General features: G+C 62.7%; 13 protein-coding genes. 8 read left to right on the top strand and 5 right to left on the bottom strand.

Annotated elements, in window-relative coordinates; all coding sequences use genetic code 11:
• Both NKH54_RS27975 and NKH54_RS27970 read left to right on the top strand, forming a co-directional pair.
• The coding region (locus NKH54_RS27975; RefSeq protein ID WP_502907575.1) for a transposase at nt 1–783 on the top strand (783 nt) is incomplete at its 5' end.
• A 61-nt stretch (nt 784–844) separates the two neighbouring features.
• Nucleotides 845–1,180 carry an antibiotic biosynthesis monooxygenase gene (locus NKH54_RS27970; protein WP_023685667.1) on the top strand — a complete coding sequence of 112 codons (336 nt, stop codon included), beginning with the start codon at nt 845–847 and terminating at the stop codon, nt 1,178–1,180.
• On the opposite strand, the gene NKH54_RS27965 is transcribed toward NKH54_RS27970, so the two are convergent.
• Nucleotides 1,159–2,049, bottom strand: a complete 891-nt coding sequence (locus tag NKH54_RS27965; RefSeq protein WP_353029415.1) for an SMP-30/gluconolactonase/LRE family protein — start codon at nt 2,047–2,049, stop codon at nt 1,159–1,161. The two genes, NKH54_RS27970 and NKH54_RS27965, sit on opposite strands and share 22 nt — an antisense overlap.
• Before the next feature lie 150 nt (nt 2,050–2,199).
• On the opposite strand from NKH54_RS27965, the gene NKH54_RS27960 reads away from it, so the two are divergent.
• Nucleotides 2,200–3,531 (top strand): DMP19 family protein, encoded by a 1,332-nt coding sequence (locus NKH54_RS27960; RefSeq protein WP_353029414.1) that lies wholly within the window; start codon nt 2,200–2,202, stop codon nt 3,529–3,531.
• A gap of 11 nt (nt 3,532–3,542) precedes the next feature.
• On the opposite strand, the gene NKH54_RS27955 is transcribed toward NKH54_RS27960, so the two are convergent.
• A complete protein-coding gene (locus tag NKH54_RS27955; RefSeq protein ID WP_353029413.1) occupies nt 3,543–4,235 on the bottom strand; it encodes a lysozyme inhibitor LprI family protein in 693 nt (230 codons plus the stop codon).
• 92 nt (nt 4,236–4,327) lie between these two features.
• Here NKH54_RS27955 and NKH54_RS27950 point away from each other — a divergent pair, with 92 nt between their 5' ends.
• Both NKH54_RS27950 and pssA read left to right on the top strand, forming a co-directional pair.
• Nucleotides 4,328–5,188 carry a phosphatidylserine decarboxylase gene (locus NKH54_RS27950; RefSeq protein WP_352904775.1) on the top strand — a complete coding sequence of 287 codons (861 nt, stop codon included), beginning with the start codon at nt 4,328–4,330 and terminating at the stop codon, nt 5,186–5,188.
• 3 nt (nt 5,189–5,191) lie between these two features.
• A complete protein-coding gene (gene pssA, locus NKH54_RS27945) occupies nt 5,192–6,007 on the top strand; it encodes a CDP-diacylglycerol--serine O-phosphatidyltransferase (protein ID WP_023672701.1) in 816 nt (271 codons plus the stop codon).
• Nucleotides 6,008–6,167: 160 nt separating this feature from the next.
• Here pssA and NKH54_RS27940 read toward each other — a convergent pair whose 3' ends face one another.
• Entirely contained in the window at nt 6,168–8,390 is a 2,223-nt protein-coding gene (locus NKH54_RS27940) for an AMP-binding protein (RefSeq protein ID WP_352518929.1), read from the bottom strand.
• A gap of 200 nt (nt 8,391–8,590) precedes the next feature.
• Between NKH54_RS27940 and NKH54_RS27935 the strand changes: the two genes are divergently transcribed.
• Entirely contained in the window at nt 8,591–9,079 is a 489-nt protein-coding gene (locus NKH54_RS27935) for an Xre family toxin-antitoxin system antitoxin (protein WP_023727360.1), read from the top strand.
• Complete coding sequence (locus tag NKH54_RS27930) at nt 9,076–9,582, top strand: RES family NAD+ phosphorylase (RefSeq protein WP_023689127.1); 507 nt, start codon at nt 9,076–9,078, stop codon at nt 9,580–9,582. The genes NKH54_RS27935 and NKH54_RS27930 overlap by 4 nt, the downstream gene beginning before the upstream one ends.
• A 3-nt stretch (nt 9,583–9,585) precedes the next feature.
• On the opposite strand, the gene NKH54_RS27925 is transcribed toward NKH54_RS27930, so the two are convergent.
• The gene (locus tag NKH54_RS27925; protein ID WP_023672705.1) at nt 9,586–9,996 is read right to left on the bottom strand and encodes a tautomerase family protein; all 411 of its coding nucleotides are present in this window, start codon (nt 9,994–9,996) and stop codon (nt 9,586–9,588) included.
• Nucleotides 9,997–10,108: 112 nt separating this feature from the next.
• Between NKH54_RS27925 and NKH54_RS27920 the strand changes: the two genes are divergently transcribed.
• Nucleotides 10,109–10,972, top strand: a complete 864-nt coding sequence (locus NKH54_RS27920) for a LysR substrate-binding domain-containing protein (RefSeq protein WP_023693978.1) — start codon at nt 10,109–10,111, stop codon at nt 10,970–10,972.
• 134 nt (nt 10,973–11,106) lie between these two features.
• Here NKH54_RS27920 and NKH54_RS27915 read toward each other — a convergent pair whose 3' ends face one another.
• Nucleotides 11,107–11,952, bottom strand: coding sequence for a DMT family transporter (locus NKH54_RS27915; protein WP_353029417.1), 846 nt, complete (start codon nt 11,950–11,952; stop codon nt 11,107–11,109).
• Nucleotides 11,953–12,062 lie beyond the last annotated feature (110 nt).

Here is a 12,062-nt window from a genome sequence, read left to right as displayed (position 1 = left end):
GTGATGGCGCAAGGCGGCGATGTTGTTGTGCGCGCGTCGTGGAAAAACGCGCGATGGCTCGACGCCAACGGCAGGGCGTTCGATCTCATCGGCTACCTGGAGAGCTGCCGGGAGGAAGTCTGCGAAACGCCTGCCCGGCTGGCACTGAAGAAGGGCGAGCCTGTGAAGATGCGCCTGATCGCCTTGCGCAAATCCGAGGCCGCGGCACAAGAAGCGCGGCGCAAAATCAACAAGGAAGCCAGGGCCAAGGGCAACAAGGTTCAACCGCAGACGCTGATTGCGGCCGGCTTCGTCCTGCTTGTGACCTCGCTTGACCGGGAGGAGTTTCCCGCCGATACGGTCCTCAAGCTCTACCGCATGCGCTGGCGCATCGAACTCGCCTTCAAGCGCCTGAAGAGCCTGATCGGGCTGCGCTCTCCTCCCGCCAAAGACCCAAGGATCGCAAAGCCTTGGATCCTTGCACACTTCCTCATCGCGCTTGTGACCGAACCCCTCTCGCAGGAGTTGGGTGTCTCTCCCCTTGAGCGACGGGCGCCCGCTGCTGTGGCGCGCCACCCGCCAGATCGTCGCCTCTCTGATCGCGACCATCTTTACTCAACCTTCCTTGGCGGCCCTGCGCCAAAATCTCCATGCCTTGCGATATCGCTGGCGCGAACCACCACGAAAGCGCAAGTTTCAGTCCATGCCAAAGCTATCTTAGCGCCTATGCCCTCAAGGGGGAGATACGCAGCGTCGTCGCCATCATCACCACCAAAAATTCCCCTTGACCTCAGCCTAAGTTGAGATCGCAAACCCTTTCCTGAGCCACCGAACCCAAGTCGTTCAAGAACGGAGACAGATTCAAATGGATAAACTTGCCGAGGCAGCCGTGTTCAGGGTCGACAAATTCGTCGTTCCTGCCGAGGCCCGTGAAGAAATCCTTCGCAAGGTCAGGGCGACTCATGAATTGCTGCGTCTGCAGCAAGGCTTCGTCCAGGATTTCGTGCTCGAGCAATTTTCGGGTCCGGGTGAGTTCAACTTGGTCACCATTGTCGAATGGGAAAACCAGGCGGCCGTCGACAATGTCGTGCCGATCGTCAAGGCCGCCCACGAGCGGGCGGGCTTCAACCCGCAGGAGACCATTGCCCGGCTGGGTGTGAAGGCCGATATCGCCAACTATCAGCGTCTGCCTGAGATGTAGGAGGGCCAGCCCGTGCCAGGTGCTGGCGCCTCGACGCTCAGCACCTGGCCGGTGCGGGCATCGCTGATCATGTTCTCGAAACCACGCCATTGGGCGGCAACGATGAACAGGGTCTTGCCATCCAGGCCGCCGAGCATGCAGGCAAAGCAGCCGCGATCGGCATTGACGGACTGCAAGACCTCACCACCTTCGCGCACCCGCACACAGCGTTTGTTGGGAACATCCGCATACCAGGCAGTTCCTTCGGCATCGAGGCAGACGCCGTCGGGAAAGCCATCGAGATCGGCCCAGACGCAGCGGTTGGAAAGCCCGCCATCCTCCGCGACATCGAAGGCGGTCAGCCGGTTGGCATGCGACTCCGCCACGATCAGTGTCCTGTTGTCCGGCGTCACCGCCATGCCGTTGGCGAAAGCGATGTTCTCGGCCACTTGTCGAACCGAGCCGTCCGGCGTGATCAGCACGATGGTGCCGGGCCCGAAATGCTCGCCCGGTGCAGGCGCCGACCCGCCGCCATTGACATAGGTGTTGCCGCGCCCGTCGACGACGATCTCGTTCCACGGGCTCTTTGACAGTTCTCTCAAATCGGCATGGGTGGCCAGCGTTCCATCCGCCTCCTGCCGCAGCAACAAGCCATCCCGACCCGAGACGATCAGCAATCGGCCATCCGGCAACCAGTCGATCGAATAAGGCAGGATGGCCGGCACGGTGAGCATCACCTGGTTCCCGCCGTCCTCATCCACCGCGACGATCTCTCCGGTTCCCCAGTTGCAGAGCCACAGGCGTCCGTCGTGCCAGCGGGGAGACTCTCCGAAAGCGAGGCCTTCTGTAATGACCTTGGCGTTCAGGGCGACTGATTTCGAGGATGGCATCTCTGACCCTGGTTTGTCGACTCGCCGCAATTCGGCATTGTCGCGAAGCGCTTTCCTGCCAAGGACGTATGAATCTGTGGCGCCCCGACACCGTCGACAATTTCGGCAAACCATCGTGCGGATGCCTCTGGATCAGAGTGCCTTTAATCCTTGAGGGCAGCTGATATTGTCGCGTCGGAAATAACCCGTTCGCGCAAGTTTTGCGACCAAGAGAGTATTTTCGATGTTCGGTTTCTTTCCCGCAAATCCAAGAAAACGCCCGAGAAGTCGGCATCAGATTCTGGAAAGCAGTTGGAATTCGGCCTGCCGTTGCCGGTCGTCGTACTGCGTTCGAACGTCGAGGATCCTGATGAAGAGCCGTTTTTTCTCGTCTTCGCTGTCATGCAATTCGTCACAGCGATGGTTTCCAAAGGACTCTATCGTTATCCCGAAATCGACACCAAGGCGATGCAGGTCCTTCATGCCGACTCGTACTCTTCGGAGGTAAAGAACGGCGGCCATAGTCAATTCATCCACAATGCCGGGCAGGAAATCGGCGCCATGATTGCCAACGCACGAGCTGGACTCACTGCTTGTGGCGTAAAGGGCCAGCTTGCGACTTTGGAAAAGATGTCCAGCTGGATTGCAGACCATCCCAACGAAGCCGCCCAGCAGACGGGCTTCGAGGGCGGGCGGGATGATTTTCTCGATACACTTGATCATGCGTTCTACGTTGCGGATGAGGCCGCGCCCATGGAAAACCTTTTGGCGCGCTGGATCGCGTCATGGCCTGATCTGCAAGTTGTCGATAGTGACGATTACGACGACGTCATACACCGGCTGGTGATGGCCAATCCGAAGCGCGAAGGCAGGCTTCTTCATAAGTCGGTTGGCAACTTGGCAGGCCAGATGATCTTGAGCTGGCGCGATGTCGGGGCCGGCCTTGCCTGCGCCAAGATCGCGCCGCCCGAGATCAAAATCGCGTTCGGCATGGCAAGGATGCTGAACATAGAAGGAGAGAAACAGCTGGTTTTTCAACTTCAGACCAGCGCGAAGAAGACCCGACTATGCAGTGCGACGGAGACACACGTCACGGTCTACGAGTACATCGCTCCAGAAGAGTTGCTTGTCATACCGCCAGGCGAGAGCCCGCTAGCGGCTAACGCCCCGAAAGTTGGCGCCAAGCTTGGCATTGCTGAAGAGCCCGAGATCACAGCGGTCATTGAGCTGGCGGAACAATACCATGCTCCCGCCGCCGTCGACCTCCTGCTCCGCAAGGCAGGCTTCGACCCGACGGATGCCATCGTTTCTGCGAATTCGGTGGTGCAGAAGGAGGAAGGAGCAATCGTGAATTGGGTGGTGCTGGCATCAGGCCAAGTCTTCCTTTTCCAATCGTTGCGGAACGGCGGTGTGCTCTTGCGCGGCAAGGATGATGAAAGCCTCGCTGAGGCCGCTATGGCCGAGCTCAATGCCCACTTTGATCGCTCCGCTGCGGCGGGTTAGCGACAGCAAGCCTACTTTTTCTCCGTCAGGAAGAACGTGCCATCGGCATGGCCGTTGGCACCGCATGACAGGGGCTCCGATTTGCCATCCTTGCCGGCGCCGCTCTGCTCGACGACAAGCGCATCGCCGTCGCGTCGGAAGGTAAAGACAAAACCGGTTGGGTTGTCGTTGTCGACGGCACGGTCGACCAGCCGCAGAGTGTTGCGCTCCTCGACCGTGCCGTCGATCTCGCATGACCCACTTCCCGAGACTGGATTGGAAACGACATCTTCCGAGATCTCGACCTTGCCTCCGCCAACAGCCTTGATGTCGACGCTACCGCGCACGCTGCTCCATGTGCCGATGAAGCCGCCATCGGCCGGCTTACGGATGCCGCACAGGAAGGTCGCGCGGTCATGCAGGAATTCGCCGAGATCGAATGTCTGCTGGTCCTTGGGCGTGTTCTCGTTGAAACCGGCGATCTGATCGCGATAGGCGATGAAATCGCTTTGGTCGTCCCGCAGCGCCTTGCCGGCATGAGCATCGAGCCTCTTCAGCAGCGCGGCATAATTCTTCGCGACGTCGGCATCGGCCTGCGCCAGGGTCGGATCGGCGCATATGGCCTTTTCCGCCACGCTGGCGGCCTTGGCGCAATCGAAGGATGGCTTGCCTTGCGCCGCTGCGTGGTCGCTCGCTGCCAGGAATACGGTCAAAACGGCACCCATGGCTGCCAATCGTATGGCAACAAGGTACGCTTTGCCTGTGTTTGGCATCATGGGCGGTCGGCCTTTTCGCCGCGCACTGAGCCAGCGGCGGTATGAACTCTGGCGGCAAAGCCGCCGGCAGGCAAGCACGTGACCGTTCCTGCCGGCTGCGGCCGATGCGGCCTTGCCCAATGTTGCGTTGCGGCCGCGGAGCCTTTCCGGTATTGAGGCCGGACCTGAAACAGGGACCGCCCCCAGCCCATGAGCTCCAGCCAATGAGCCTCGTCGACTCGATCAAGAATGCCTTCGTTCCGATCCATCGCGAGGGCTATCCGTTCATTGCCGCCTTTGGTGCGGGCACGCTGTTCCTCGGCTATTTCTCCTCGGTGCTGTTCTGGATCGGCCTGATCCTGACCGCCTGGTGCGTCTATTTCTTCCGTGACCCCGAGCGTGTCACCCCGGTCGATGACAGGCTGGTGGTCAGTCCCGCCGACGGCGTCATCTCGGCGGTCGGCCCGGCCGTGCCACCGCGCGAGCTCGGCCTCGGCAACACCGAAATGACCCGCATCTCGGTGTTCATGAATGTCTTCTCCTGCCATGTGAACCGTGCTCCCGTGCGCGGCCGCATCACCAAAATCGAGCATCGGCCGGGCAAGTTCCTGAATGCCGAACTCGACAAGGCAAGCTCGGAGAACGAGCGCAACGGGCTGGTCATCGACAGTCCCAACGGCATCGTTGTCGCCGTGCAGATCGCCGGCCTGGTGGCACGCCGCATCGTCTGCTGGGCCGAGACCGGCGGTTCGATCGCCATCGGCGAACGCTTCGGCTTGATCCGCTTCGGCTCGCGCGTCGATGTCTTCCTGCCTTCGACCGCGGTGCCGCGCGTCGCCGTCGGCCAGACGGCGGTCGGAGGTGAAACCGTGCTCGCCGAATTCGGCGGCGTCTCCGCAACCCCGCTCGTCAGGATTTCGTAAGCGGTGGGCGCGCCGTTCAAAAAGTTCGAGGCCCATGGCAGCGGCGGCCCGCGCATCCGCGAGATTCCGATGCGCATGGTGCTGCCCAATCTGGTCACCGTACTTGCCATCTGCGCCGGCCTGTCCGGCATCCGCTTCGGCTTCGAGGGCCGTTTCGAGCCGGCCGTGGTGATGGTGCTGCTCGCCGCCTTCCTGGACGGCATAGACGGGCGCCTGGCGCGCATGTTGAAGGCGACATCCAAATTCGGCGCGCAGATGGATTCGCTGGCCGACATCGTCAATTTCGGCGTCGCACCGGCGCTGGTGCTCTATGCCTTCCTGCTCGACCGGGCCGGCTCCTTCGGCTGGATCGCAGCCCTTCTGTTCACCATCGCCTGTGGCCTGCGGCTCGCCCGCTTCAACGTGCTCGACGAAGACCATGACCGCCCGATCTGGCAGAGCGAATACTTCGTCGGCGTGCCGGCGCCGGCCGGCGCCGTGCTGGTTATGCTGCCGCTCTATCTGTCCTTCCTGCGGCTCGGTCTCGAGCCGGACCGCCTGACGGCATTCGTCGCCACCGGCTTCACTGTGCTGGTCGCTTTCCTGCTGGTCAGCCGGCTGCCGGTCTATTCCGGCAAAAGCCTGAAAGTGCCGGGCGACAAGGTGCTGCCGATCATCCTGGCGGTCGTTCTCTACGTCCTGCTGTTGATGACCTATCCCTGGTACACGCTGACCGCCTCTGTCGCAGGCTATCTCATCTTCCTGCCTTTCAGCGTGCGGGCGTATTCGAAGCGCGCCAAGCGCGAGGGCGAAAAAGTGCCGCCGTCGGATATTGGGTAGTTGTTATCTCCCCCCTTGAGGGGGAGATGTCGCCGAAGGCGACAGAGGGGGTCGGTACGCCCCGGACGCGACCTCGTTTGAGCGAAGAGGACGTCGGCGCTTCACGCGAGGCGACCCCCTCTGGCCTGCCGGCCATCTCCCCCTCAAGGAGGGAGATACGCTAAGCCGCCAGGCCCAGCCCCAGCTTCTCGATCGCCAGGTTCCGCGTCGAGACATAATCCGTCTTGCCGGAACCCAGCACCGGGATCTCCCCGACCTTGACGATGTCGTTGGGCACCATCAGTTCGGCCGCACCTGCCTTCTTGCCGAAGGCGCGCAGTTCTTCCGGATCGGCGTCGTCGGCGGTGGTGACCAGCACGATGCGCTCGCCGCGCCTCTTGTCCGGCACCGCCACCGCGGCGTGGCGCTCTTCCGGCCACAGCGACTGCACCAGCATCTCGACGGCGCCCAACGACACCATCTCGCCAGCGATCTTGGCGAAGCGTTTTGCCCGGCCGCGAATGGTGATGAAGCCTTCGCGGTCGACCGAGACGATGTCGCCGGTGTCGTGCCAGCCGTCCAGCGGCTGCAATTCGCCGGGCCGGTCAGCGGTCATGTAGCCCATCATCAAATTCGGCCCGTCGAGCCACAGGCGGCCGGCACCCTCGATACCCTCGACCGGTTCGAGCTTCATGCGCATCGCCGGCAACAGCCGTCCGACCGTGCCGTCGCGACCATGGATGGCGGTGTTGACGGCGACGACGGGAGCGGCCTCCGTCAGCCCGAACCCCTCGATGATCGAGGCATCGAAGCGCTCGCGATAAACGCGCCGCGTCTCCGGCTTCACCGCTTCCGCGCCGGCGACGACGAAGCGCAGGCTGGAGAAATCGCCATCCTTGGCGGTGCGGGCATAGTTGGCAAGGAAAGTGTCGGTGCCGAACATGATGGTCGGCTTCACCTTGCGGGCGATCTCCGGGATGATCTTGTAGTGCAGCGGTGACGGGTAGAGGAACAGTTTCACCCCGGTCACCAGCGGCAGGATGGTACCGCCGGTCAGGCCGAAAGAGTGAAAAACCGGCAGCACGTTGAGCAGGATGTCGGACGGCGAAATGGTAATGCGCGCCTCGGCCTGCATGGCGTTGGCGTGGAGATTGCGGTGCGACAGCACCACGGCCTTGGGCGTGCCTTCCGAGCCTGAGGTGAACAGGATTGCGGCGGGCTTGGCCGCATCCTGCCGCTGCAGCGGGAACCGCCACAGCACCGCTGCTGCGAGCTTTTCCAGCGTCGTGACGCTTGCGCGCACATCCTCCAGCCACAGCATTTTGGCGCCGCCGGCCTCGATGGCGGCGATGATGTCGGCAAGCGCCGCCTTCTCGACGAACGCGCGCGAGGAAACCACCGTTCGGATGACTGCCGCGCGCACCGCGGCGGTTACGCTGGCCGGCCCTGCCGTGTAGTTGATCATCGCCGCTACCCGGCCGGCCGAGAGCAGGCCGACGAAGGACAGCACCACGCCATTGGCGTTGGGCAGCAAAACCCCGACCGCTTCGCCGGGCGCCGCCACCGCCTCGAAACGGCGGCCGAGCACGCGTGCGCCGATGAACATTTTTCGATAGCTGAGCGAGCCGCTGATCACATCCTCGATGATCGGATGCGAGGCGCCGGTGCGATCCGCGGCATCGCGCATGGCCAGGAACAGGCCGCGATCGAGGTTGCTGCCATAAAGCCGCGCCTCGGCGATGCGGTCGAACAACGCATTGGTGTTGGAAGCCTGGTCGGGGTTGCGCGCCACCAGTTCGGCAATCGTCATTGGCTCCAGCACGCTGATCGAGAGTTTTGGGAACCAGTGGCGCGGCGCCCGGTTCTTTGGCGTCAAGGAAACCGGCAGGTCGCGCGAGCCGGTGACGAAGATCGGCACGATGCGGGCGTCGGCCTGCATGGCGATGCGGGTGACGGCGCGGAACAGGCGAAACGTCTTCACATCGGGCTCGACGTCATCGGGCAGGTAGACGGCAAGCCGGCCTTTACCCTTCAGCACCCTGACCAGCCGCCGGCTGACGAAGAGATGCTCGGCGTTGAAGGCGATGGTGCGGCCAAGCTCGCGCCAAGGCTCCATCCAGGGCGAGCGCGCCGAGGCCTCGTCGAGAATGTGCAGCGTGTCGTCGGGCAGCAGCGACAGCATCAGCGCCGGCTCGAAGCGTGACTGGTGCGAGACCACATAGATCACCGGCGTCGGCGCGTTGCGGGCAATGCGGATGCGCCGGTCATCGATCCGGTAGGCGAGCTTGAACGGCACATAGAGTAGCGCCTGGGTAAAGCGCAGGTCGAGACGAAACGTCTCGATAGCGCCAATCAGCAGCCAGGCCAGCACGAGGCCTGCAAGCAGCGCCAGTGTCAGGATCATGCCGCGTCTCTCCCAACGGTCCGGTATGCGGCTCTTCGTCCGCTTCGAGAGCAGAGGGTAGCGCAATGGGGAGCAAGGTCAATGCGCGGGTGCGAGGGAGCGGTGTTCCACCTGACCTCACCAGGCAATGACCCAAACGCAGGCCTTGAAATGTTGCGACACGTGTCGTAAATAAAAGCGACACGTGACGGAGAGGTAATATGGCCAGTTCCCCGCTGGGTTTTGCCGAGGCACCACATATGGAGCCGGAGTTCGAACGAATGGTCGACCTGTTTGGTGGACGGAAGGTTCTTGGATTCTCGGTAGCCAGTCCTCTTGAGGCACATGAAATGATCCTGCATGGAATTCCGGGCCAGGCGCTCGAAAGCCTCGTCAGGCATCTGATGGTCATTGATCCCGCCGATGCGTTTGAGACCGCATTCGGCATGAGCGAGCGGACATTTCAGCGGCACAAATCGGATCACTCCAAGACCCTCAGTCGGGAGCAAGGTTCCAGAACCTGGAACTTCGCCAAGCTCCTGACAAAGGCCACGTCCGTGCTCGGGACTCAGGAAGACGCGGAAAAATGGATGATCGAGTCTGCCATGGGTTTGGACAATCGCCGGCCGATTGATCTGCTGGCCACGGCGGCGGGCACTGCGCTTGTGCAGGAGTTTCTTGAGCGGCTCGACTATGGTGTCTACGCGTGACGCCTTTGCCGGGCTCCCTCGGAACAGGGCAGTTGTTGGGCTGGAGGCTTGATCACAGACGCTTCAAGGCGAGCTGGGACAGTGGCGAAGGAGCCTTCAAGCTTGGGGGAAGGTGGAACAGCAAAGGGATCAGAGCCGTATATGCGTCCATCGACCCATCGACCGCCATCTTGGAGGTGGCGGTCCACAAGGGGTTTCGCACGCTGGATACTGTCCCTCACGTGCTGACGGCATTCGACATCGTCGATCCATCAGAGATTTATGTGGTCCAAACCGACGATATTCCGAACGCGAACTGGCTGCGTCCCGGCATCCCGGGCGCGGGACAGCAGCAGTTCGGCGATGGTCTGCTGGCAAAGCATCCGTTCTTTCTGATCCCCAGCGCGGTATCCCAGCACAGCTGGAACCTGGTGTTCGATCCCAACCGGGCGGCAGGCCTTTATAGCTTGCATCTCCGGGAGGATTTCGCGCTTGATACAAGGCTTCATCCTCCCGCTGGGTAGCAATCAGGCCGTGGCCTTCAGCCGCCCACTGATGAACCGGAACTCCTGCGACTTGCCGCCATAACCGTAAGCAGCGGCCGGGACTTCATGCACGAAGGCATAGCTTTCCTCGTGCACACCACCCAGCAACTTACCAAAGGCCTCAAAGATCGCCTTCAGATAAGCCTCCAGTTCCAGCTTGGTGTTGGTGCCGTCGACCACCTTGATGTCGAGCCAGAAGGTGTTGGCGCCATGCTCCGCCAGCGATTTGCCGCCGGCGAACCAATGCTGCGGGTCGACATAGGTGACGGCGACGGCGGTAATCGTCGGGTCCTTGCGCAGATGGGTTGCCGTCAGCTCGGTGATTTCCTTGGCGATTGTGGCGGACAGCTTGGCGTCGGGCTTGCCGGTGACGCTGATGTTGATGATGGGCATTTTTCTCTCCTTCGTTTGAGCGGCGTCTGTTTGCCGTTGGAGAGACAATGCCATCATCTTTGAATCAAAAAAATCGAATTGTTTCGAACAAAAGGTTCTGTATTATCGAAGCATGCAAGCTCTCGATCCCGATCTGCTCAAAACCTTCCTTGCCTTTGTCGATGGCGGCTCGCTGGCTCAGGCTGCGTCTGCTGTCGGCCGCTCGCCCTCGGCGGTGACCGCGCAAATGCAGCGTCTGGAGGAGATCGTCGGCGAACCGCTGCTGGTGGCGCAGGGGCGCGGGCGCGGGCTGACGCCGGCCGGCGAGGATCTTGTCGGTCATGCCCGCCGCATTCTTGCCGTGCACAGCGAGGCCTGGCTGGCGCTCAAGGGCGCGCGTGCCGCTGGTCGCGTCGCCATCGGCACGACACAGGATTTCGCCGATAGCGGCCTGCCGGAGCTGCTGCGCGCCTTCGCGACCAGCCATCCGCGCGTCAGGGTCGAACTCCGCGTCGGCCGTTCGGCCGAGCTTGGCGAGGCGCTGCAGGCCGGGCAGCTCGATCTGGCCGTTGTCATGCGCAAGACGCCGGCCAATGACGAAGTCGGGCTGTTCAGTGAGCCGATGCTGTGGCTGTGCTCGCAAAAAGGGCTTGCCGTGCGGGAAGAGGAATTGCCGCTGGCGCTGCTCGACCCCTATTGCGGCTTTCGCGAAGCAGCACTCGCGGCCCTCGATGCTGCCGGCCGCCGCTACCGCATTGCCGCCGGCAGCGCCAGCCTTGCCGGCTTGCGCACGGCGGTCAATGCCGGCATCGCGCTGACCTTGCGCACCGCCCGCTTTGCCCATTCAGGCATTGCCGAAGCACCGCGCGAATTCGCCCTGCCGCCGGTGCCGACAGCGCAATTCGCGATAAAACTCGGCCAGGGCGCCGAGCGGCCGGCGCGCGATCTTGCCATCCTGCTCAGCGACAACCTCGCCTTGCCCGGCTTTGCCGGCTGATGTCCAAAGAAAAAGCCGACCTTTACGGTCGGCTTTGAGGAGGACGGGTCGAGGGGTTTGGGGGGACTTGGGGGGTGACCCGTCGCACATAAAACTGCCTGATCCGCATGATGGTTCCATGACTTGGAAAATAATTATTGGGTTGCCGCACTTTTTCTCGCGGCCAGCCAGTCGCGCCCCGCATGGGCGAAAACCGCGCACAGTACTATGGCGCCGCCGATCAGGCTGGCGGCCGGCGCGATCTCGCCGAGGAACAGGAAGGCGAACAGGATCGCAAACGGCACTTCGGCGGCACCGAGAAGGCCGGACTCAGGCGCAGGGATCAGCCGCGAGCCTTCCGTCCACAGGATCGACGCCGCCGCAAACGATCCTCCGAAGGCGACGAGCAGCACGGCGTCGCGAGCAGAAATCGCCAGGGGGTCGGTGACGAACCAGCCGGGCACGAACAGCAGAAGCGCCGAGACTGCGCCCGCCCACACCACCGGCGTGTCGCGGAAGGCGCGCACCATGATCATGTAGAGCGCGCTGCCGGCGGTCATCAGCAGCGCGAGCCCATCGCCAAACAGATGACCGCTGCCGAAGCCGGAGCCGACCATCATCGCCACGCCGCACAGCGAAACGGCGGCGGCGGCAAGCGTCTGCGCCCGGAACGGCTCGCGCACCAGCACGAAGGCGAGCAGCGCGGTGATGAAGGGCGCGGTGGCGTAGATGACCGCGACATTGGCGACATAGGTGAATTTGAACGCCGAGATGAAGGCGATGCTGGCCGCGGCGCCCTCGAGGGCCAGCAACCAGCCCCGCCAGCCAAGCCGCAAGCTTTCCCGCCCGCCGGAGCGGCGCCGGCGCCACAGCACATAGAAGGTGATCAGGATCGCGCCGACAAAGCCGCGCCAGCAAGTGATGGTCAGCGGGTCGGCGTGGATCGATTTGGTCAGCACGCCGGTGAGGGCGAAGAAAGCCGCCGAGGCCGCCACCAGCATGATGCCGAGCGTACGCTCGGCAGCGGTATCTGTGGTGCCTGGGCCGTCGAGCGCTTCCGTCAACTCAGCAGCCTATCCGTCTTCTCCTGCCACCATGCTGTCAGCACGGG

The sequence above is a fragment of the Mesorhizobium sp. M1004 genome, assembly GCF_040318795.1.
Classification (GTDB): domain Bacteria; phylum Pseudomonadota; class Alphaproteobacteria; order Rhizobiales; family Rhizobiaceae; genus Mesorhizobium.
This window is presented reverse-complemented; position numbering and strand designations above follow the sequence as displayed.